This window comes from Colwellia psychrerythraea 34H (assembly GCF_000012325.1).
In the GTDB taxonomy this organism is placed as follows: domain Bacteria; phylum Pseudomonadota; class Gammaproteobacteria; order Enterobacterales; family Alteromonadaceae; genus Colwellia; species Colwellia psychrerythraea_A.
This window is the reverse complement of sequence record NC_003910.7, coordinates 299631-321994: the sequence shown is the minus strand read 5'-3', so window position 1 is coordinate 321994 and position 22364 is coordinate 299631. Positions and strand designations below refer to the sequence as shown.

The following is a 22364-nucleotide window of genomic DNA, read 5'->3' as shown; positions in this document are numbered from 1 at the left end:
ATAAAATAGAAATAAAATAGAAATAAATGTAAAAAATACTGACAGCTTTAAGTTACCAATCTAGCCACTAGACTTACCTTGATTATTGAGTAAAGTCTTAGCTTTAATCAAATACTCCTTTGCTGCAGCATCAGTTGAACCAGACAAAATAGCGCTTTCGAGTATATTAATTCCTTGGCTTAATTTGTTATTTGCTATGAGAATAACACCGTAAGATTCTTGGATTGCTAAACTATCAGGTTGTAATTGGTATGCCTTCTCTATATTTATAAGTGCTTCAGCAGTTTGCTTTAATTTGAATTGATTCCATGCCAAATTATTAAATACGATTGCATTATTAGGTATTTGTGTCGATAAAACTTGGTATTGAACAACCCTCTTCTTTCTATCTTGTGGGTTGTATAATTCTGCAAGTAAAAAACGAATTTTACTATTGTTGGGGTTCTTATCAAGATATAACTCTAATAGTCTCTCTGCCTGTTTATTTTGTTTATCAAATCCTAATGTTCGTGCTAAGTTGAGTAAATTTAACTCCGTTGGTTCTTTTTCGTAAACTACAGAAAAATGTTCAATTGCTTGAGGGTAATCCTTTTCATAACTATAAATTTCACCTGCAATAGCATCGAGTTGATGATGATTGCTTTTTTGGCCCTTTATAGCTTCTAATAAATATTTTGCTTCTTGATAGTTTTTATTTCTCACCTCAAGATAAATTAGCGACGTGGTGATATTTATATTGTTAGGATAATACTTATGCAGTCTCCTTGTTTGATCCAGAGCTGCAGTATAATCACCTAGCCACTCTAATGTACTAATATATCTAATATTCAACAGGTAATCTTTAGGTTCAAGGGCTAAACCTTGCTCAAAGATTGCATTAGCTTTTAGATACTTTTCTAACTCTAAATAACTATCACCCAACAACATAAAATAATTTGATGTTAACTTAACAGATTTATCAATCCCCCCTAATGTTGTAACTGCTTTAGCAACTTGCTGATCTATTCTTAAAACTTGTGCTAGTGCGATTATGCTATAGAGGTTATCGGTCTGATGATTCCTAACTAGAATAGTAAGAACTTCTTCTAAATATTCTTTATTTACAGCTATAGAGACTAATGATTTTAAAGCTCCCTTATGCTCAGGAGATAATGCTATAAGTCGATCAAAGTAGATAATTGCTTTTGAATTTTCTGCAGCCCTTTTATGGAGTAAACCTAGGTTATACAAACTGGCAATATTTTTAGGATTTAATGAAAGTGCTTTTTCAAAACTGACTTGCGCATTAGCACTTTGTTTGTTATTCAAATAAATGAAGCCTTCCAACACATGTCCTACATCTGCCTCGTCAATCTTATCTTTATATAAATCCGCTATTTTTTGAGCTTTATTTTCTTCACCTATATTTAGATACCCTATAGCTAATGCCACTTGGACATAAGTGAGTGAAGGGTCAAGCTCAACAGCACGCTTCATCGAATTAATGCCACTAATATCATTTTGGGATAAGAGCATAAGGCCTTTTTGCGCCGCTACCTGTGCATTATCTGGAGAAAATTCTTCCGCTTTATTTATTAAGGACAATGCATTATCCACATAACCAATCCCCATTAAACTTGCACTTGAACTTTTCAATAGTTGTAGATCCGCAGAGGTAAGCCCCTCAAGAGATGAAAAATTTTCGGCTGCATCGGCGTAATACCCTAGCTCAAACTTAGTTACTGCAAGGATTTTTTTAACTAAGAGGTTATTAGGCACTCGTTCAACAATGCCATTTAACTTGGTATATGCTTGTTCTACGTCCCCTAAAAAATATGAACTAACCCCTGCAATAATTTTAGCTCCTAAAAAGTCTTGACCATGCTGTAATGCTTCTTCGGCATAATCTCTTGCTGCACTATAATTTTTCTTTTGATATTCGAGTTGTGCTTTAAATTGTAATGCTAAGGAAGAGTCTTTAAATGCTTTTAATAAGGTATTTGTGATTACATTTGCTTGTTCAAACTTTTCGGCTTTAATTAGACTATTTACTTCGAAAAAACGTATTTTATGATCTTGTGGATGATAATTAAGATAAAGCGCAAAAGCCCCACTGGCATGCTCAAATTCTTGCTGTGCATAATACAAATGTCCTTGTATCAACATTGCTTCTGTAGCATCAGTTTTCTCATTAAGTAAATTACTAATAACGACTATACCTTGAGAAAACTCTCGATCCGCATAATGAACATAAGCTTGTGCTATCCGGCTATAAGCAGCATCTGGATTAATTACTATCGCTTGTGTTAAATAATCTTGCCCTTGAGAGATTCGGTTCTGTTTTAATGCAGTAATACCTGCATAAGTTAATACCTCAACATAATCATCATCCGTCAATTCATCACTACGTTCAACTAACTGATAAACCTCATCCGCTTTATCTAAATGAGTGTTTACTCTTGCCATAAGTGCAGCGATATTAGAAAAATCTAGGCCTAATTCTACGGCCCGAGAAAATTCTTTTTCTGCATTAACAAAATTACCTTGCTCTAAATAAGCATTTCCTAGTTCAAAGCGAGCATTAGCATTTTTAGGTTCTAGACGGACCGCATTTTTAAATTCTATTACAGCACTAGAAAAATCCCTAACTTGAACAAAGCTGTTACCACTACTGATCAATTGCTGTACTGTTTTTGTTTCACTACACGCACTTAAGATTAACGTTAATAGTATGGCTGAAGGTTTTATATACTTTTTCATATCAATTCTCTTTATCTATTTTATTCACCTTAAATAAACTAAAAACGACTGCCATTGCAGTCGTTTTTTAGAATTTGCTAGGCAAAATTATAATTGCGCTAGTAGTTTTGATTTTTTATTTTTCTGCTCATCTGTTGCGGTAGCAACTTTAGCTAATAAATCTTTTGCTTCATTTATTCGATTATTAGCAATAAGTGCTTCAACATAATTCAATTGAATATCAACGTCCTTCCCTTTGGCTATTTCAGAAGCTTTACTTGCATATTGCAAGGCCGCTCTTTTATCACCGGACCCTAATAAAACCTTAGCGTATGTATCGACAATATTAGCAATTTGCGGTGCCAATTCTAATGCCTTTTCAGCATGTTCTAGGGCTTTACTGATATTATCTTGCTCTAAATATAACCAAGCAAGGTTGTTATGGGCAACTACATTTTTCGGTTGTTTTTTAACAACGTCATCATAGACAGCAATAGCCTTATCACTATCATTTTCGAGGTATATTCCCGCGAGCATTGTTTCAATACGGTTATTGTTTGCATCAATAGTCAGATAGTGCTCTAACACTTTTACTGCCTTGGCATTATCTTTATTGCCTAAATGAGCCCCTGCTAAATAAATAGCATTTTGACTGCTCGGATAAGTCTGATAAAAAACGGTTAACTTAGGTAATGCTTGAACATAATCCTCCTCTAGGAGATATATGCGTCCGAGCAGGCCCTGTTTAAGTGCGTCGTTAATATTTTTATTCTCTATAATTTTATAAAGACTTTTCGCAGGAGATATTTGCTTGTTGTTTAGCAATAACTGCATTTGAACTAACTGTAAAACCAAATTATCCTTATGGTTATCAAGTCCGCGTTTAATAACAGTTAAAGCACGCTCATAATTTCTTTGGCTCGCATAGAAATCAGTTAACAGCACAACAGCTTCAATGTGATAAGGGTTCTCTTTCAACCATTTTTCTAGTGTAGGTCGTATTTTTTCGAAATTCTTTTGTTTTTTGTAGGTAAGTAACAATAATTGCCAATAACGCTTAGGTAACTTTGCAGTATCGGCTATTGATACAAGTATACTTTCAGCTTGCTTTAATTGACCTAAACTCACCATCGCTTCAGATAATAATATAGCTTTATTAATATCTGTTTTATCAAGTTCATAAGCAGCGGTCAGTTTTGCTAACGCCATCTCATTGCGATAAACACCAAAATACTGTCTTAATACTTTATTATTTGTAGGCGCAATGGTTATTAAATAATCAGCACGTTGTTTACTTAAGGGGATATTTTCTTGTTTGCGAGCAATACGTAATTGTTCGGTCAGTGCAAAAAAATTGTCTTGCTCTAAACTTAAACTTTTCTTAAGTGCTTGTTCTGCTTTATCATACTTCCCTTCTTTTATTGCAATACTGGCTAATAAATTAAAACTACTAGCTTTGTCCGGGTATTGCTTTTGCCATTTTTCAGCAATGGCATTAGCCTTAGCGATATCACCTCTTTGCAATGCGGAAAATGCTATTGCTAATTCTGCTTCAATAAGCTCAGGGTTGAGTTTTACTGCATCTTGTAAATTCTCTATACCTGAAGGATCGTTCATCATTAACTTTAAAATACCTTGGCGGGCATTATGTGCTGCATTCTTTGAGCTGTTTTGACCATTTTGAGCAAGTAATTTCTTAGCTTCTGTAGTCGCCCCTAATTCTAATAGCTTATAACTTAAAGAAGATAAAAATTGAGAGTTAACCTCATCATTACCATCAAAATCACCAATAGTGGCACTAATCTCATCAATTAACCCTAATTCTAACTGAGTAACCGCAAGCATACGACGAGCTTGGTGATCATTAGGTAGGTACTTAACAATAGCACTTAAATGATGATAACTTTGCTGCCAATTTTTAAGATAAAAAGCACTCGCTCCTGCCACTAATTTTAAATTAAATTGATTAAAGTCTGCCGATAATGCCGCCTCAGCATGCTCACTAGCTTTGTCAAAGTCTTTTGCCTGAAAGCGCACCATAGCTTTGATATAGTTAGCAAAAGGTTGGTTATTAACTTTAGCTAATATAGCATCTGCATGTTGTTCAGCTTCCTCATCATGGCCCGCTTTAAGTAATGCATTAGCTAATAATAATTCCACCATTGAAAATCGAGGTTGTAACTCCATATACTGCTTAAAGCTATCTACTGCCAGTTGATATTCTTCAGTGACCATAGCTACTTGCCCCTGCAACATCAGCGCATCAACTTGCTTAGCCTCTATAGTTAGAATTCTCGAGATAAGTGTTTTCACTTCATCATATTTATTTTCTGATAACTGAAGATACGCCGAGGCCAGCATACTATAAAGACTTTGTTGGGCAATTGACTGCGCTAATTCAACACTTTGCTTGGCTAAGTCTGGTTGTTCACTACGTAGCGCCGCTAGTGTTTGGTAGGCTAAATATTGACTTCTTTCTTCAGCAGCGAGTCCCTTAGCTGCAGTACTTAATGCGATTACATCACTATCACTGTCAGTTAAGATATAGGCTCGTGCTAGTAAGGGTAGAACTTTGTTATCCGGATATTTTAATGATTGCGCTCGTTCCAGCTCTTTAACCGCAGCAAGACCATCACCTAAACTTAAATAAATTTGACCTAACAAAAAACGTGCTTCAGCATTTTTAGTATCAGCTCGAATAGCATTTTTTAATTCAATAATACTTTCATTAACTTTGTTTTCATTTAGATAGCTTTTTGCATTTTCTAAATGAGATTCAACAGAGACTTGTTCACCACAAGCCGATATTGCCAGCGCGATACTTAAATAGAGAGAGGCTTTTACAAATTTCATGTCAAAATTCCTTTTGCGGTTATCATTATTATTAAGCTAACAAAAAATAAAACCCATTAACAGCAAAGCTAATGGGTTTTTTATTATGCTCGTGCATTAAGCAAGAGGCTTGAAACCTTCAAATTACTGTAGCATTCATGGTCTGTTACCAAAATAAGAACATCTGCCCAGTTATCAATCTCTGTAATCGTTTCTTGTTTTTCACAATGCCAATTTGGTACGAATGGGTCATGGTAATTAACGTCAACACCTGCTTTCTTAAAGTGATCAAGGATTGCATCTGCAGGAGACTCACGACAGTCATCTACATTGGCCTTATACGCCACGCCTAAGATGCCTACCTTTTTACCTGCTAAGTTATCCTTAGTATCACCTAGTAATGCTAATGCTTGCTCTGCCACTATACTTGGGCGTTTATCATTAATTTCACGTGCTAATCGAACAAACTCACCCGCTTTAGTATTTTCAACTAAGAACCAAGGGTCAATCGGAATACAGTGTCCACCAACACCAGGACCTGGTGTTAATACATTTACTCTTGGATGGCGATTTGCTAAACGAATAACTTCATAGACATCAACTTCAAGCTCTTCACATATTTGTGATAATTCATTGGCAAAAGCAATACCCACATCACGTGAAGTGTTTTCAACTAATTTGATACATTCTGCAGTAGTTAGATCGGTTAAGAAGACTTCACCTTTGACAAAACTTTGGTAAATTGTTTTAACTTTCTGCTGTGCTTCAATGCTCGTTGCACCGATAATCCTGTCGTTGTGAACAAGTTCATGTAAGGTTTGTCCAGGAATTGCACGCTCAGGACAATGAACAACATCAATCGTCAAACCAGCATCAGCGAACCGTTGTGCAACAGCAACACTTGTTTGTGGCGATATGGTCGATTCAACAATTACGGTTTGACCATTTTTGGCCACCTTAGCGATAGCATCAACTGCGCTAAAAACATAACTTCGGTCACAACTATTATTTTTGTGCGGTGTCGGCACGGCCACTAAATACGTTTCACTTGAAGGAATTTCAGTACTGGCAGTTAAAAAGCCTTGTGAAACAACCTTAGTAATGAGTTCAGGTAAACCCGCTTCATCAAAAGGGCATTGTGCTTCATTAATAACACTAACTTTATCGCTATTTAAATCAACACCGGTTACTTTATAACCCGCTTCAGCTAACAAACTCGCTATAGGTAAACCCATATAACCCATACCAATAACACTTAGCGTTTCATTTTTAGCAATAATTTCTTCTTCAAGGGTATTTGGCACTGAATTAGTGATGATATCTAAAATAGTTTCAGCAACGTGACCATCGCCAAAAGGGTTACTCCAACTAAAGCTAGCTGCATCACTAGCAAGCCATTTATCTGCTGCTGCTAACGCTTTAACTGCATCACGGCCAACTAATACATTCGCGCCTACTTCAATTGATTCAGGACGTTCAGTATTTTCACGTAAAGTAATACAAGGTACACCTAATAAACATGCTTCTTCTTGAATACCGCCAGAATCAGTTAAAATTAACTGCGCATGTTTTTGTAATTGAATAAAGTCTAAGTAACCAATAGGAGGAATAAGCTTTAAGTAACTTGGTAATTCTATTGAAAACTCTTTTAACTTAGATTGAGTTCTTGGATGAATAGGCCAAACAATAGTTTGGCTGTATTTTGCATGTAATTTATCAAATAATGCTAACAGTTCTAATAAGTTTGCTGGGATATCAACATTAGAAGCACGATGCGCGGTTACTAGGAAGAACTCTCCTGAAGTGACGTCCAGATCAGCCAAGATGGTACTGGTGCTAGCTGAGATATCTAAATGTTGAAACAAAGAATCTGAAACCGTATTACCAACAGTAAAAATTTTATCGCTATCGATACCTTCTTTCGCCAGAATAGCATGCTGATTTGGACCAACGGCAAATAGATATTCACTCATGTGATCGGTAAGAATACGGTTAGTTTCCTCTGGCATAGTGCGATCATAACTACGTAAGCCAGCTTCAATGTGACCTACCTTGATATCAAGTTTGGAGGCCGCCAATGCGCCAGCTAATACTGTATTGGTATCTCCTTGCACTAAAACCACATCAGGCTTTTCTTGCAACAAGATGGGCTCCATTTCAATTAAAATATTACCGGTTTGATTACTATGTAAACCTGAGCCAACACCCAAATTATAATCTGGTGCTGGTAACTCCAATTCTTTAAAGAAAATGCTATCCATCTCTTGAGAGTAATGCTGATTAGAATGGATGATGAAATAGGCAATACCGCGCTTTTTACATTCACGAATAACGGGTGCCATTTTGATTATTTCTGGGCGAGTGCCAACGATAATCCCTATTTTCATTTTGCTTCCTTATGTTGTTAAATTTATGCAGATAACTTTATTTATTTCGTAATTGTAAGGCATTTATGGATGCAAGTAACATAGCTTAATTGAATTTTTAATGAACTATTAACGATTTACTTCGCTAAAGCTTTACAGACTAATTCAATTAACTGGCTTTGCTTATCTCGTTGAGAAGAAGTGTGGTCCGCCTGGCAAATTATTTGCTGATTTATAGTAGCGCGAGCCATTACCTCCCGCCAATGCTTATTGCTTTTAATTAATAACTTAAATTCATCGGCGGTTAAGTCATTGCCACTGAGAAAGATATCACACGTACCTGAAAATTGATTCAATCCTCGTAGCATTTGCGTTACAAAGTTCTCTTGTTTGTTAATATCGTTGCTGGTTCGGCTTTGTTGATGAAAGTTTTGAATATCAGTAAATGCAGATTGTACTTTTCCTGACAGCAATTTTTGCCAAAACGCCTTACTAAAAAACGTTTAATATAATAAGAACGAAGGTAAGCCTTTGCTTGGGTTTGTGATTGTCTCACCCAAGGGTTTACTAAAAACACTTGTTTTATCTTCGCTTGTTGAGGGCGCTCATTGAAGTAAAGCAAAATGGCCGATGCAGCATCGCATAAGCCCCATCAAGCCAACTCAGTAATATCACTATGGCGCTGCTCAAAGGTGTGAAGGCGGCCTCAATATCATCTTGAATATCAGTAAAAGTGCTAACAGTCCCTTCACTATCACCTGCTCCGCTATAATCAAAGCAAAATACCACAATACGCTGCTTTGCTAAAGCTCGAGCCAAATGAACAAATAGTCTGTGGCTACCAACACGAGTTTGCGGGCCACCAACAACAATGATTACGCCTTTATTAGTTTGTCCTTGATGAATTGGCTCAGGCAAATGCTCAATACCTACTAATTGTTTGCCATTACTGTTAAAAATAACACCTTGCTCATTCATCAGTTTGTCTCAGTTTTAGACAAAACTAAAATCGAAAACGCTAACTGAGAAAAGATTAGCTGTTCTTGGGTTAAAAAGGATTGTGCAATTTGTAATTCAGTTGCTTGCCAAAACTTTACATCATCGACTTGTTGTACAAGTAATTTATTATTTTTATTGGCCAATGCTTGTTGCTGCTTTATTCTGCTAGGGCTCAACTCTTCCGATTGAGCTTGCCATTCAAACCAATGAAAATCGATGTCAAAATCAGCTAACTTATTGATATTCTGTCCTGCCAACTCATCCAATAAATTAGCGTTCATTAGATAACCGGCAATTTCAACAGTTTCATCTTCGTCTGCTGCAGTATTTTTAGACTTGTTGGCCTGAGTACTATTATCTTGAGTAAGCCCTGAAGCGAGTGCTATGCATTTGAACTGTTGCACGAAACATTTACCATTAAAGTCAGACTGTAAGAGTAATACACCGTCAATCAAGCTTAGCATTTCATCTGATAATAATACTGAAGATAAAGGTAACGATAGATAAATAGCGTGTGAAGACCGAGTTTTAATATCTCCAAGCTGGAATAGAATATCCTGCTGCCATATTGTCAGTTTGGTATCAATGAGTTAACCATCACTATCGCCGGTACCATAGTGATCAAAAACAATACTTTGCATACCTTGATGATAAGCATTAATGGCCAAGCGATGTTTAATACCAGAGCTCTTGCCCTTTCCTTGTGTGATACAAACAGTGAACGATTACTTGGCTGTTTTCAGGGAGCATAAACTCTTCGGTCGCAGCGAGCCAAGGCAGGGTTAATTCAAATAACCTCGCCTCAGGTAGGCTGTTTTCATACTGATGAACAAATTCAGTCAATGAAAGCGTGCCATAGCTTGGATTTAAGTCCGAAAATCGTTCGCTGTTAGCCATTAAACTCTCTGCCATAAAAGAAGACTACTCAGCCAATAACAAAGCCAATACTTGCTCTGTTTTTTCCTGCATTAATGCCACATCAGCTTTAGACTCAACATTTAAACGAACCACAGGCTCTGTATTACTGCTACGTAAGTTAAAGCGCCAGTTACCAAATTCCATACTAATACCATCAGTTTTATCAATCACTTGTGCTTGTTCTTGATAAAAAGCAAAAACACGTGCAATAGCTGCTTTAGGGTCAGCAATAGTATTATTAATTTCACCCGATGATGGGTAAGCTGCTATTCGCTGTTTAACTAAACTAGAAAGCGGCTGTTTGCGCAAACAAACAAGTTCCGCAATTAATAACCAAGGGATCATACCGCTGTCGCAATAGAAGAAATCACGGAAATAATGATGGGCACTCATTTCACCGCCATAAATAGCATCTTCGCTACGCATACGTTCTTTGATAAAAGCGTGACCCGTTTTACTTTGAATGGCTTGACCACCTGCTTTTTCAGCAATATCAATGGTATTCCAAGTTAAACGTGGATCATGAATTATTTTGGCTTCGGCTTTACTGCCTTCAATTCTGTTTAAAAAATTATCAGCTAATAAACCAACAATATAATAACCTTCAATAAACTCACCGTTTTCATCGAACAAGAAACAACGATCAAAATCGCCATCCCAGGCTATGCCCATATCAGCGCCGTGTTCAATTACGGCATCACGCGTTGCTGCACGATTTTCTATCAGTAATGGGTTTGGAATACCGTTAGGGAAACTACCATCAGGCTGATGATGTACTTTAATAAATTCAACCGGAACATTCAGCGCCTTAAAGGCACTTTCAATAGCATCCAGTGCAGGACCTGCTGTACCATTTCCAGCGTTTACTACCAGCTTCAACGGAGTGATATTTTTATCATCAATATAGGTTAATAAATGTTCTGTATAAGGTTGAGTAATATCTACTGTTGTTAAAGTGCCTACGGTTTCAACATCAATAAAATCGTTTTTTTCAGCAAGCGCTTGAATATCAAAAAGGCCAGTATCACCACTGATAGGTTTTGAATTTTCGCGTACCAGTTTCATGCCATTGTAATCAATCGGATTGTGACTTGCGGTAACGACAATGCCACCGTCGCATTGTAAGTGGCTGGTCGCGAAGTAAATATGTTCTGTACCCGCTAAACCTAAATCAATAACGTTAGTGCCACCTGCCATCAAACCTTCCGCCAAAGCATGCTTTAACTCTTCACTGGTTAAGCGAATATCACCACCTACTACTACGGATTTTGCTTTGGTATGTTGAGCAAAAGCGCGACCTACCCGGTAGGCAACATCGGTATTTAATTGTTCGCCTAATTTTCCCCGGATATCATAAGCTTTGAAACAAGTAATTGCAGAAGGGCCCGACGTTAGGGCTACTTTAGAATATGACATGAAATAATCTCGTCCTTGGCATTGTATGGATGATTGTAAATAACAGTATGGTTATAATTTAACAGGTCGTACTTGACTCATTAGCTTGAAGCTATTTTTTCTTCTAATTCGGCTAACTTAGCTTCAAGTTCAGATATTTTAGCGCGTGTTTTGATCAATACTTGCGTTTGCACATCAAACTCTTCGCGAGTTACCACATCAAGCTGTGATAATTTACTTTGTAAAACCGATTTCGCTTTATCTTCAAAATCATTCGCCATACTTTTTAAGCCTGGAGGGATAGATTCTGTGACTTGCTTGGCAATTTCTTCAATCTTTTTTGCATTCAACATAATAATTTCTCATCAATTTTCACTTGTTAGCATTGTAACTGTTTTGCACATGACTAAAAACAGGTAAAATCTACCACATGAAAATTTATTCGAATTAAATAACGATAAAACTAATGAAACTGAATCCCGGACAAAATGAAGCAGTAAAATTTGTGAGTGGTCCATGCCTTGTGTTGGCAGGCGCTGGCTCAGGTAAAACCGGGGTTATTTGTCAAAAAATCGCCTACCTCATTCAAAAGTGTGACTACAAAGCACGTAATATTGCCGCGGTAACCTTTACCAATAAAGCGGCACGTGAAATGAAAGAGCGTATTCAAAAAATGCTTGGTCGAGACCTAACTCGCGGTTTAACGGTTTCTACGTTTCACTCGTTAGGGCTTGATATTGTTCGTCGCGAAATAAAAATTCTGGGTTACAAGCCTGGCTTTACCTTATTTGATGATCAAGACAGCCTAGCATTACTCAAGGAATTAACCATTGATGAACTTGATGGCGATAAAGACTTGTTGAGCAAACTACAAAGCAAAATTTCAAATTGGAAAAATGACTTATTCTTACCTGATGATGCTCTAAAATCTGCAAGTGATGCTGACAGCAGTGAATATGCTGAATTTTATCAGCGCTATCATAAACATATGAAAGCATACAATGCATTGGATTTTGATGATTTGATTCTGATCCCGACACTGTTAATGAAAAACTATCCTGAAGTGCGTGAGCGTTGGCAGAACAAAATTCGTTATTTATTGGTGGATGAATATCAGGATACTAACGCTAGCCAATATGAATTAGTTAAGAATATTACTGGTGAGCGTGGTCGTTTAACCGTAGTAGGCGATGACGATCAGTCTATTTATTCATGGCGTGGTGCTAAACCAGAGAATTTAATACTGCTTGGTAAAGACTTTCCCGCGTTAAAATTAATTAAACTTGAGCAAAATTACCGTTCGAGTGGTCGTATCTTAAAATGCGCCAATGTTCTGATTGCCAATAACCCGCATGTGTATGACAAAGCATTATTTAGTGAACTTGCCTACGGTGTAGAACTTAGAGTAATACAAGCGAAAAATGAAGAAAATGAAATTGAGCGTGTTATAGGCGAACTCATTGGTCATCGCTTTATGAACCGCAGTCAATATAAAGATTACGCGGTACTTTATCGTGGTAATCACCAATCACGTTTACTTGAAAAAGCACTGATGCAAAACCGTATCCCTTATAAAATCAGTGGTGGTACTTCGTTTTTTTCCCGTCCAGAAATAAAAGATGTCATGGCCTATTTGCGGGTACTGGTTAACCCTGACGATGACAATGCTTTCTTACGTATTGTGAATGTGCCTAAACGTGAATTAGGCCCAGCGACGTTAGAGAAATTAGGCACCTACGCCAACATGCGCCAAATTAGTATGTTTGCTGCCAGTTTTGAACTTGGTTTAGAACAAACCTTAACCGGTCGCAGCTTAATGAAAATGCAAGCATTTACACAATGGGTTGTTGATATTGCTGATCAGGCCGAACGAGGTGATACTGCCGCAGTATTACGCTCCATGATCCGTCAAATTAATTACGAAGACTTCCTATACGATACCTCGATGAGTGCTAAAGCAGCCGAGATGCGTATGAAAAATGTCACCGAGCTCTTTAGCTGGGTTACACAAATGCTTGAAGGTAGTGATGACGAAGAGCCGATGACCTTACCGCAAATTGTTACTCGTTTAACCTTGCGCGATATGATGGAACGAAATGAAGAAGAGGACAGTAACGATCAAGTTCAATTGATGACACTGCATGCTTCTAAAGGCCTCGAGTTTCCCTATGTATTCTTAATTGGTATGGAAGAAGGTTTATTACCCCATCAAACCAGTATTGATGAAGGCAGTGTTGAAGAAGAGCGTCGCCTTGCTTATGTTGGTATTACTCGCGCTCAGCGTGAATTAATTTTTACTTACGCTAGAGAGCGCAGGCAATTTGGTGAATTGTCTCGTACTGAAGCTAGTAGATTTTTACATGAATTACCCCAAGATGACTTAAATTGGGAATTGGGCGCCGCAAAGAAGAAAACCGTTGAGCACGTTGAGAAATCAAATCAACAAGGCATGGCAGGTTTACGTGCCCAACTCGCTAAAGCTAAAGAAGCGAAAAAATAAGTTTACGGCTTTAACTAGAAAGGTTTAACTTGAATGTTATTTCTTCAGATGAACAATATGTAAATATCAATGTAGGCTCAAGAAATTGTTCTGGTATTAATTTACTCTGCCGAATTAACTGTATGATGCAATCAACTCTAAATTTAATGTCTAATTAAGTGATGATAATAGATGAAAAAAATTAATAACATGGCTAATTTCAAAGGTGTTTTACTCACTCTTATAATATTTTGGCAAGCGACTTTGTCTGCTAATACACTACCCGAGTCTTTAGCTGAGAATACCAATAATCAACCTATAGAAGTACCTATGTCTGATACTGTTCTAGCCCTAAAAAAGGCATTAGTTATTCAATTAGAAATCGTTGAATTAACTGATAATAGCGGCTTAATTTATGTAGGAGGGAAAGTAAACGCAGCCGATATTGAGCTGTACTTATCCCAAATGAAGAAAATACTAGGTGATGACTTTCCCCGTTATCGACAACATCAAAGTGAGAGAGATCATCAGACTTTCCACATGACATTAATTAATCCATACGAATACCAATCGGTCACAAAAGAGATTGATATAGGGACAATTTTGTCTGTATCTTTAAGTGGCTTAGGGCGAGTAAGTATAAAAGATAAAACAACATATTTTGTTGTTGCTCAATCGCCACAAGCGACAAGTTACCGTCAACACTTAATGTTACCTGATAAAGACTTTCATATAACCTTAGGGTTTTATCCTAGCGATATTTATGGTGTTGATAAGGGAATAGCAACACTTATTAAATAACATACTCCAATGAAACTTTATGTTGTATGGCTAATATCAACCAAGGTCAAAGCAGTCATCCCTGTAGTCACTGAGCGGGGATCCATACGCTAAATATGATGCGGTGGTTTATTGGGAGTTAGGTGTAACAAAGAAGAAAACCGTAGAACACGTTGAGAAAGCCAACCAACATGCTATGTTTACTTGCTTATCTATCTTAAACTAAAGAGTAATCTATCTCTTTAGTTTAAAGAAGTCTGCCACTAGTAAGTAGTCACTAGCAGTAAATCTAATGACTTAACAGAATCGCCCCTGCAATAATAATTGCTGCAGCAACAATGCTATAGATAATTCGCTGATTATTTTTGCTCTGACTCGCCAACAGTGTTTGCATTATCTGCGTTTGTTGGTGTTGATTTTCACGGCTTGTTTTTAAGTAGTCGTAAATTAAGTCTGGCATCTCAGGTAATTTTTCATTCCAAAAAGGTAAGTTAGCTTTAATTTTACTTAAAACGGCTTTAACACCCATTTGCTCTTTCACCCAGTTTTCTAAAAATGGTTTTGCTGTTTGCCATAAATCCAGTTGTGGATATAGCTGACGACCCAAACCTTCAATATACAACAAGGTTTTTTGCAGTAGAACAAGCTGCGGTTGTACTTCCATATTAAAGCGACGTGCAGTATTGAATAAATTAACTAATACTTGTCCAAAAGATATTTCTGACAAGGGTTTGTTGAAAATAGGCTCGCAAACAGTACGAATGGCAAACTCAAATTCATCTACACTGGTATTGGCTGGCACCCAACCAGAATCAACATGTAGCTGGGCAACTTTACGATAATCACGATTAAAAAAGGCAACAAAATTTTCAGCTAAATAACGTTTATCTTCACGATTTAATGTACCAACAATACCGCAATCAATCGCAATCCAAGTAGGATCTTCTGGGTGAGTTGCATCAACAAAAACATTACCAGGGTGCATATCCGCATGAAAGAAGCTATCACGAAATACTTGCGTGAAAAAAACCTCTACACCACGCTCTGCCAGTAATTTCATATTCACGCCAAGCTGGTTAAGAGTCTCTATCTCACCCACACCAATGCCATAAATACGCTCCATAACCAAAACGTTTTCAAAACTATATTCACTATAAATTTCAGGCACGTAAAGCGCTTTATCGTATTCACTGCCTTGTTCAAAATTACGCTTTAATTGGATAGCATTTGCGGCTTCACGATTAAGATCTAATTCATCTAAAATCGTTTTTCGATATTCTTCTACCACTTCTTTTGGACGTAAACGCTTACCATCGGGTAACCAGCGCGCTACGACACCAGCAAACAATGACATCACTTTAATGTCGGCTAAAATGGTTTTACTGATATTAGGTCGCAACACCTTAATAACGATATTCTCATTTTTCTCAGCAGTCAGTAGTGTTGCAGTATGCACTTGCGCAATAGAGGCAGATGCTAATGGGACAAGATCAAAGTCTTTAAAATGTTGCTCAAAAACATCTATGCCCATTGCATCAATGATTAGTTGTCTTGCTTGTTCTCCGTCAAACGGGGTTACTTTATCCTGAAGTAAGGCGAGTTCATCGGCTAATTCGGGTGGTAATAAGTCACGGCGAGTTGACAGCATTTGGCCAAATTTAATAAAAACAGGCCCTAAAGATTCTATAGCTAAACGAAAACGCTGCTCTGGGGTTTTATCTTTATGCTTATTTCTCAACCAAAATAAGCTGTGTCTGCCGACGTTAGCATACCAAGGCAACATATCCGCAGGTACCATTTCGTCTAAACCGAAATTCAAGAAAGTTTTGACTATTTGATAAAGACGTTGGCTACTCACGGCGGTTATTATTTCCTATATATTATTAGTGCTAGTAGAGCTATTAGTGGTATTAGTTAACTTAACTTTTACTGCTTGCCTATTATATCGGCGGCGAGTTTATCTATGCGCGCAGATAAGCTATCCACCTTACTCGCAACGTCTTTAGTTTGTTGATTAAAAGCATTTATTTGACTACTTGTCACCACTAAACGTTTTTCATGTACAAGGTACTCGCTAATATCCGCTTCAAGTTGTTTACCTGTAGCCGCAAGCGATTTGGTAATTTTATTACCAAACTGTAAAAGTTTATGAGTTGGCACATCACCAAGGTGTTTAGCAAGCTCTGTTTGCCAATCTATTTCAAGTGATTGTGCAATGTTGGCAAATTGTTGTGCTATTTTGATATCACCACTAACGTCTAACTCATCTTGTTTAATTAGGTCTGTCAGAGACTGATTAGCTTTTAATTTTTTAAGCGTACTAACGCTCGTTTTTATGCTGCAATCACTATATTCAGTCGTAGATCTGACAATAATCACAACTGGGCTAGCAGTATTATCAATAGTAAAACATAGCGGAAATGAGATTTCTGACAACTCAAGCGTTAACGTTTTGTGGGCTACCGCAGTAAAAGAGAGTGGTTTATTATTTAAACTTAACGCCTTATTAATGATCAATTCAAGCGTTGCCGTTGCCACTTGTGGTAATAATAAGCTGTCACTCAACTTGGTGCTAAATTGAGTACTTAGTTGATTACTTGATAAAGTAACAGCCTTGTTATTAGAAGGTTTCATGATTAAAACTTATAACCTTTGTGTAAGGCAACTACCCCACCAGTTAAGTTTTTAAAGCTCGTTTGTTCAAAACCAGCTTTTTCCATCATGTCTTTCAAGGTTTCTTGATCTGGGTGCATCCGAATTGACTCAGCTAAGTATTGATAACTTTCACCGTCTTTTGCTACCAGTTCGCCCATTTTAGGCAATATATTGAATGAATAGAAATCATAAGCTTTATTCAATAACTCATGTTCTGGTTTTGAAAATTCTAACACCAGTAAACGCCCACCAGGTTTTAGTACTGAATAAATTGAGCGCAAGGCTTTATCTTTATCCGTTACATTACGTAAGCCAAAAGCGATGGTGACAATATCAAAAGTATTTTCTTCAAAAGGTAAATATTCAGCATTTGCTTGTACATATTCTATATTTTGTACTAAACCTTTATCGCGTAATTTATCACGACCGACATTCAGCATTGAGCTGTTAATGTCAGCTAAAATAACTTTGCCTTCTCTTCCTACTAACTTTGAAAATTTAGCCGTTAAATCGCCCGTACCACCGGCTAGATCCAAGACCTTATTGCCTGGGCGTACACCACTTGCATCAATAGTAAAACGTTTCCACAAACGATGAATACCAAATGACATTAAATCATTCATCACATCGTATTGCTTAGCCACCGAGTGAAACACCCCCGCAACCATAGAAATTTTGTCGTCTTTTTCTATGGTTTTATAGCCAAAATGCGTCGTGCTTTCATTGTCTGCCTCGACTGATGTTTGTGGGGTTGTAGATAAGTCGCTGGCTTGAGAGTTTTGATCTGTGGGGGACATGATATTTTCACTTAAAGCAATATTAAAACTATAATTGCCGATAGTTTACTGTATGCGTGCTAAATCACCAAATACACTGCTGACTTTTTATTGATCTAACTAAAACAAAGGTGTCATAAATCAGGAATAAATACTTAAAAGACATTTATTTAGCTTTGATTCAATGTAATAAAGCAACATATATGAAATAAAATTACAAATTTAACTTGCCAGTATAGAGCATCTACTCTATACTTCTCTTCGTTCCCTAATGCGGACGCTTGTTGTAATAATTGAATATTTTAGCTTTCCTCATAGCTAAGTCACCGATAGCCTTGCTATCGGTTTTTTTTTGCCTAAATTTCCCACCTACAATAAAAAACTGCTCACATCACACCAATTTCCATAGTTTAGATCTAATAGAAAACAAAAAAGTAATTAAGCTACGGATTTAACATGCGATCTGTAAACTCAATCAAGTTGTTTGCTCAGCACTAACACGGTAAAATATTGTTCATCTATACAAATATACAAACTTTCTAGGTAACTATGTCAATCAGCAGCGAACAACTCAATACGATAGAAAAATACGATGAAGAAAAGCGCTTAAGCTACTTACTCCAACAAGTCGTTAGCAACAAAGAAATTTGGATATTAGCTGACGAGCATGGTTGTGTAATGCTAAATACCGAAGATGAAGATTGCGTGCCTGTTTGGCCAAACGAAGAATTCGCACAGCGCTGGGCAACTGATGAATGGCAAGAATGTAAAGCTGAAGCCATATCATTAGACAAATGGTACAGTCGCTGGAGTACTGGCTTAGTAGATGATGAACTAGCGTTGGTTACTTTTCCGAATCAAGATAATCAAGGCTTGGTATTATTTCCTGAAGAGTTTGAAGAAGCCTTATTAAAAGAAACCAAGAAACAAAATCGAAAATAAATAACTTTATAGTATATATACCTCCCCCTAAGTTATGCTCTTGGCCACATGAGCATAACTGCCAAGGCTTAGCATAATAAAGGTAATCAGCTTATAACTTTAGCTTACAATCAGCCATTGTACCTTTAGCACACTTTGTTTATATTATATTCAATAATGAATAGCCGTGTATAAAAGGAAACAATGGCAGACATAAGCATTGAACAGAGTATGCAACTCTTTGAGCTTCAACCAGGTAAGAGCTTAGATCTACAAATTAACAACCCTGTTTCGCTGCGGCTAAAATTACCATTGATCGGGTATGAGCTAGGTAAGTATATTATATTAAAATACCCAAAGTCGGCTAACACTTCCGAATATAAAGATGTATTAATCGAGGGTAATGTTCTTATCGTCCGCTACTTAATGGAAGGCAATAAAGGAGAATGCTTTGCCTTTCGTTCTTCCATTAAAAACATTACCCAATACCCTGAAAAATTTATTTTTATCGAATACCCAAATAAAATTGAAAATCGTCAGCTACGCCTACAGCAAAGAACAAGCATTCATCTGCCTGCAATAATCATGTTGGAAAGTTCTGGCGATAATAAAAAGACTCAAATTAACGGTATTATTGGTGATATTTCTGCTAAAGGCTGTGGTTTCACTTTTAAGACTAAAAGTACCAGCACTAAGGTTAATAAGCGTGATATTTTTGTCTGCTTACGAAGTCCTATTGATGGTGAAGTACAAATACCGGCTCGAGTATGTAATAGTCGTAATGACAACGGTACTGTCAACGTTGGCATTCAATTTATCGACAATGAAAAGTTAGTTCCTAAATTACTTTCTGAGCTTTTCATCGAAAACACAATGAGTTGATAATACATCCCTCATTTTTATGAAATAACTCGCCCCTAAAGGAAAAAATGGAAATTCGTATTGGTTCACTAACACATCCTGCAGTCATCGCATTGTTAGAGCAACATCATCAAGATATGTTATTACACTCTCCAGAAGAAAGTGTACATGCACTCGATTTATCTGCATTAGCGCAAGAGAACATCAGCTTTTGGTGTGTTTGGAAAGATGATGCATTAGCAGGTTGTGGTGCCTTAAAAGAGTTAGATAATGCCCATGGTGAAATTAAATCCATGCGAACCTCACCAGACTTTTTACGTCAAGGCGTGGCAAAATTGCTCGTGGAATATATTATCAGTCAAGCAACTAATCGTGGCTATCAAAAACTGAGTTTAGAAACAGGCACTATGGCCGCCTTTTTACCCGCACAAAAACTCTACCAACAACTTGGTTTTCATTTTTGCCAGCCCTTTGGCAATTATCAAGAAGATCCCTTTAGCACCTTTATGTCAAAGAGCATCTGCTAACTAAGCTATGATGCTTAGTCCCATTCAAACAATCCCCCCTGAAAGCCCCTAATTAAGCTATGCACTTTAATTTTGTACTTGAACTTAACAAAAAGTAAGTTAAAATAACATTTGAACGACATTCGAATAACATTTCTCATAGGTTTTACATGGCTCCAGCTCCACGATTTAGTGCAGAAGAACAAGAAAGATTAATTATATGCGCGGCGATTAAGGCAATAGAAGAGAGTAGTTTATTAGACTTCTCTATGTCAGCGATTGCCAAATTAGCGGGCCTGTCCATGGGATCCGTTTATAAGTTTGTGCAATGTAAAGAAGATGTACTTATTGCCTTAGCTACTCGCATGTATCAAGAGCGACAGTCCGTTTTCAAAAAAGTACTCGCATTACCCTTAACAACACCAGAGCGTATTATAGCGACAAGCTTGTTAGACTTTTCTAAAGTTCAAATGTATAACTTTGATAATCAACTTGAAAGTATTGTTAATACCGAAGCAATGATGAAGCGATGTTCAGAGCGTTGGTTAACGCAAATGATCGCATGCGGTGAACGATGCCAAACTATGTTTCAACAGTTTTTGCAAAATGCTGCTGATTCTGGTGAATTAACCTCAGGCAGCCGAGATATTGAAGAAATAAATTTAGGTACTTGGTCATTATCGGTTGGTTACTTTCAAACAGTGCGCTTACATCAATGTTGGCACAATGATCTTGATGAAAATATCGATGGAATCAATGATGAAGAGAATGAAAAAAACACCTTAGTGCTAGCCGCTGATAATGCACATATTCGCACCATGAAACGTCTAGTGAACACATACGATTGGCAACAAAAAATTTCAGATGATGATATTGAAAAAGTTTGTTTGCACTTAGCAGACGCAGCACTTAGATAATAAACAAAGAGTCTGCATTGATTTGCTACAACCAAGAAAATCACATCGAAGCAGCTGATAAACACAGAATTTAAGTATTTGAATAAAAAGATAAAGGAACAATCATGAACATAACTAAATGGCTTTTAGTGATTATCATATTAGCTGGCACGATTTTTGGCTTATATAGCTACAAAACATCGCTACAACAAGCGGCAAATGAGCAAGCAGCGAGTATGCCTGAGATGGCAGCCACAGTCACGGCAGTGAAAGTAGCTAATATTAGCTACCAAAAACGTATTAAAGTCAGTGGTGAAGTACAAGCCTTCAAGTTTTTAATGCTCAATAATGAACTAGCAGGTGAAATTATCCGTTTAAATGCAGCCTCTGGTCAGGTTGTGAATAAAGGACAACTACTACTTGAGTTAGACCATCGTGACGAAGATGCTCGTTTAATGGCCGCTAAAGCGACATTGACATTAAATCAACAAACGTTAGATCGTAATATAAAGTTGCATAAAAACCGCGGAATTAGTGAAGAGCAAGTAGATCAGGCTCGCGCTGCTGTACAAATAGCGAAAGCAAATATATCCGTGATCGCCACAGCTATAGATAAAAAAACATTAACCGCACCATTTACCGCTAAAGTAGGCATTCATACCTTAGAAGTAGGACAATATTTAGATAAGAACAGTCAAGTACTTGAGCTTGTAGGGGTTAATGATTTCACTTGGATTGACTTTAATTTGCCACAACTTTACCAAGAACTCGGTTTATCTTCGACGGTAAAAATTAGTCCTATCAGTCAAGATTCAGTGTTTGAAGCAAAAATTATAGCTATCGACCCACAGTTATCTCGCCTTTCACGTCATTTAAAATATCGCGCGCAACTGCCCTCTGCAACATTAGCATTAAAACCAAATACCTTGGTGTCGGTGATTGTGCCTATAGCGAATAAAGCAACGCTTGCTGTTGTACCTGATTTAGCGATAAAACGTGATGCATTAGGTAATTATGTCTTTGTTTTAGAAGCTGATGAAGCAGGTAGCTATCGCGCTAAACAAGTTGCCGTTGAATTGGGTGAACGACAAGGTGAACAGGTTATGATCCTTGCTGGTGTCGAAGCAGGACAACTTATTGCTAATAAAGGCGCGTTCAAATTATTTCCAGGCATGAAAGTATACCTTGCTGATGCAACCGCGACCGATGTAACCAAAGAAACAACTCAAGCAGTAGTTTCTGATGCAAGCGCGCAAGATTAA

The 22364-nt window shown here is 37.2% G+C and carries 19 protein-coding genes; 7 read left to right on the top strand and 12 right to left on the bottom strand.

All coding sequences use genetic code 11. The features are described 5' to 3' along the window. Positions 1-60: 60 nt before the first annotated feature. The 9 genes from prsT (CPS_RS01415) to ubiK form a co-directional block, all read right to left on the bottom strand. Positions 61-2739 carry an XrtA/PEP-CTERM system TPR-repeat protein PrsT gene (gene prsT / locus CPS_RS01415; protein ID WP_011041183.1) on the bottom strand — a complete coding sequence of 893 codons (2679 nt, stop codon included), beginning with the start codon at positions 2737-2739 and terminating at the stop codon, positions 61-63. Positions 2740-2826: 87 nt separating this feature from the next. Beyond that, positions 2827-5571, bottom strand: coding sequence for an XrtA/PEP-CTERM system TPR-repeat protein PrsT (prsT, locus tag CPS_RS01410; RefSeq protein ID WP_011041182.1), 2745 nt, complete (start codon positions 5569-5571; stop codon positions 2827-2829). Positions 5572-5654: 83 nt separating this feature from the next. Next, positions 5655-7937 (bottom strand): non-hydrolyzing UDP-N-acetylglucosamine 2-epimerase, encoded by a 2283-nt coding sequence (gene wecB, locus CPS_RS01405; RefSeq protein WP_011041181.1) that lies wholly within the window; start codon positions 7935-7937, stop codon positions 5655-5657. 116 nt (positions 7938-8053) lie between these two features. Next, positions 8054-8389 carry a hypothetical protein gene (locus CPS_RS22760; protein WP_011041180.1) on the bottom strand — a complete coding sequence of 112 codons (336 nt, stop codon included), beginning with the start codon at positions 8387-8389 and terminating at the stop codon, positions 8054-8056. A 109-nt stretch (positions 8390-8498) separates the two neighbouring features. After that, positions 8499-8894, bottom strand: coding sequence for a hypothetical protein (locus CPS_RS01400; protein WP_011041178.1), 396 nt, complete (start codon positions 8892-8894; stop codon positions 8499-8501). Then, positions 8894-9319 (bottom strand): hypothetical protein, encoded by a 426-nt coding sequence (locus CPS_RS01395; protein ID WP_138140217.1) that lies wholly within the window; start codon positions 9317-9319, stop codon positions 8894-8896. The genes CPS_RS01400 and CPS_RS01395 overlap by 1 nt, the downstream gene beginning before the upstream one ends. A 271-nt stretch (positions 9320-9590) precedes the next feature. Further along, positions 9591-9827, bottom strand: coding sequence for a hypothetical protein (locus CPS_RS01390; RefSeq protein WP_138140216.1), 237 nt, complete (start codon positions 9825-9827; stop codon positions 9591-9593). Between the two features lie 9 nt (positions 9828-9836). Then, positions 9837-11249 (bottom strand): phosphomannomutase/phosphoglucomutase, encoded by a 1413-nt coding sequence (locus tag CPS_RS01385; RefSeq protein WP_011041175.1) that lies wholly within the window; start codon positions 11247-11249, stop codon positions 9837-9839. 80 nt (positions 11250-11329) lie between these two features. Further along, the gene (ubiK, locus tag CPS_RS01380; protein WP_011041174.1) at positions 11330-11581 is read right to left on the bottom strand and encodes a ubiquinone biosynthesis accessory factor UbiK; all 252 of its coding nucleotides are present in this window, start codon (positions 11579-11581) and stop codon (positions 11330-11332) included. Between the two features lie 113 nt (positions 11582-11694). Here ubiK and rep point away from each other — a divergent pair, with 113 nt between their 5' ends. Together rep and CPS_RS01370 are read left to right on the top strand one after the other, a co-directional pair. Then, entirely contained in the window at positions 11695-13728 is a 2034-nt protein-coding gene (gene rep / locus CPS_RS01375) for a DNA helicase Rep (RefSeq protein ID WP_011041173.1), read from the top strand. Positions 13729-13899: 171 nt separating this feature from the next. After that, positions 13900-14508 carry a hypothetical protein gene (locus CPS_RS01370; RefSeq protein ID WP_011041171.1) on the top strand — a complete coding sequence of 203 codons (609 nt, stop codon included), beginning with the start codon at positions 13900-13902 and terminating at the stop codon, positions 14506-14508. A gap of 268 nt (positions 14509-14776) precedes the next feature. Here the strand turns inward: CPS_RS01370 and ubiB are convergent, their stop codons facing one another. From ubiB to ubiE, 3 genes are all read right to left on the bottom strand, one after another. Further along, positions 14777-16345: a ubiquinone biosynthesis regulatory protein kinase UbiB gene (gene ubiB / locus CPS_RS01365; protein WP_011041169.1), complete on the bottom strand. Its 1569-nt coding sequence runs from the start codon at positions 16343-16345 to the stop codon at positions 14777-14779. 68 nt (positions 16346-16413) lie between these two features. Continuing rightward, positions 16414-17121 (bottom strand): ubiquinone biosynthesis accessory factor UbiJ, encoded by a 708-nt coding sequence (locus tag CPS_RS01360; RefSeq protein WP_011041168.1) that lies wholly within the window; start codon positions 17119-17121, stop codon positions 16414-16416. Positions 17122-17123: 2 nt separating this feature from the next. Beyond that, entirely contained in the window at positions 17124-17939 is an 816-nt protein-coding gene (gene ubiE, locus CPS_RS01355) for a bifunctional demethylmenaquinone methyltransferase/2-methoxy-6-polyprenyl-1,4-benzoquinol methylase UbiE (RefSeq protein WP_011041167.1), read from the bottom strand. 528 nt (positions 17940-18467) lie between these two features. On the opposite strand from ubiE, the gene CPS_RS01350 reads away from it, so the two are divergent. The 5 genes from CPS_RS01350 to CPS_RS01330 all read left to right on the top strand — a co-directional run bounded on the left by CPS_RS01350 (position 18468) and on the right by CPS_RS01330 (position 22364). After that, positions 18468-18860, top strand: coding sequence for a DUF2750 domain-containing protein (locus CPS_RS01350; RefSeq protein ID WP_011041166.1), 393 nt, complete (start codon positions 18468-18470; stop codon positions 18858-18860). Positions 18861-19043: 183 nt separating this feature from the next. Then, positions 19044-19721, top strand: a complete 678-nt coding sequence (locus tag CPS_RS01345) for a flagellar brake domain-containing protein (protein ID WP_011041165.1) — start codon at positions 19044-19046, stop codon at positions 19719-19721. A gap of 47 nt (positions 19722-19768) precedes the next feature. After that, entirely contained in the window at positions 19769-20227 is a 459-nt protein-coding gene (locus CPS_RS01340) for a GNAT family N-acetyltransferase (protein ID WP_011041164.1), read from the top strand. Positions 20228-20376: 149 nt separating this feature from the next. Then, positions 20377-21123 carry a TetR/AcrR family transcriptional regulator gene (locus CPS_RS01335; RefSeq protein WP_011041163.1) on the top strand — a complete coding sequence of 249 codons (747 nt, stop codon included), beginning with the start codon at positions 20377-20379 and terminating at the stop codon, positions 21121-21123. Between the two features lie 104 nt (positions 21124-21227). Continuing rightward, entirely contained in the window at positions 21228-22364 is a 1137-nt protein-coding gene (locus CPS_RS01330) for an efflux RND transporter periplasmic adaptor subunit (RefSeq protein WP_011041162.1), read from the top strand.

Coding starts and splice junctions, on each gene's coding strand:
- prsT (WP_011041183.1), bottom strand. CDS start 2,739: ATGAAAAAGTATATAAAACCTTCAGCCATACTATTAACGTTAATCTTA.
- prsT (WP_011041182.1), bottom strand. CDS start 5,571: ATGAAATTTGTAAAAGCCTCTCTCTATTTAAGTATCGCGCTGGCAATA.
- wecB (WP_011041181.1), bottom strand. CDS start 7,937: ATGAAAATAGGGATTATCGTTGGCACTCGCCCAGAAATAATCAAAATG.
- CPS_RS01400 (WP_011041178.1), bottom strand. CDS start 8,894: ATGAATGAGCAAGGTGTTATTTTTAACAGTAATGGCAAACAATTAGTA.
- CPS_RS01390 (WP_138140216.1), bottom strand. CDS start 9,827: ATGGCAGAGAGTTTAATGGCTAACAGCGAACGATTTTCGGACTTAAAT.
- CPS_RS01385 (WP_011041175.1), bottom strand. CDS start 11,249: ATGTCATATTCTAAAGTAGCCCTAACGTCGGGCCCTTCTGCAATTACT.
- ubiK (WP_011041174.1), bottom strand. CDS start 11,581: ATGTTGAATGCAAAAAAGATTGAAGAAATTGCCAAGCAAGTCACAGAA.
- rep (WP_011041173.1), top strand. CDS start 11,695: ATGAAACTGAATCCCGGACAAAATGAAGCAGTAAAATTTGTGAGTGGT.
- CPS_RS01370 (WP_011041171.1), top strand. CDS start 13,900: ATGAAAAAAATTAATAACATGGCTAATTTCAAAGGTGTTTTACTCACT.
- CPS_RS01360 (WP_011041168.1), bottom strand. CDS start 17,121: ATGAAACCTTCTAATAACAAGGCTGTTACTTTATCAAGTAATCAACTA.
- ubiE (WP_011041167.1), bottom strand. CDS start 17,939: ATGTCCCCCACAGATCAAAACTCTCAAGCCAGCGACTTATCTACAACC.
- CPS_RS01350 (WP_011041166.1), top strand. CDS start 18,468: ATGTCAATCAGCAGCGAACAACTCAATACGATAGAAAAATACGATGAA.
- CPS_RS01345 (WP_011041165.1), top strand. CDS start 19,044: ATGGCAGACATAAGCATTGAACAGAGTATGCAACTCTTTGAGCTTCAA.
- CPS_RS01340 (WP_011041164.1), top strand. CDS start 19,769: ATGGAAATTCGTATTGGTTCACTAACACATCCTGCAGTCATCGCATTG.
- CPS_RS01335 (WP_011041163.1), top strand. CDS start 20,377: ATGGCTCCAGCTCCACGATTTAGTGCAGAAGAACAAGAAAGATTAATT.
- CPS_RS01330 (WP_011041162.1), top strand. CDS start 21,228: ATGAACATAACTAAATGGCTTTTAGTGATTATCATATTAGCTGGCACG.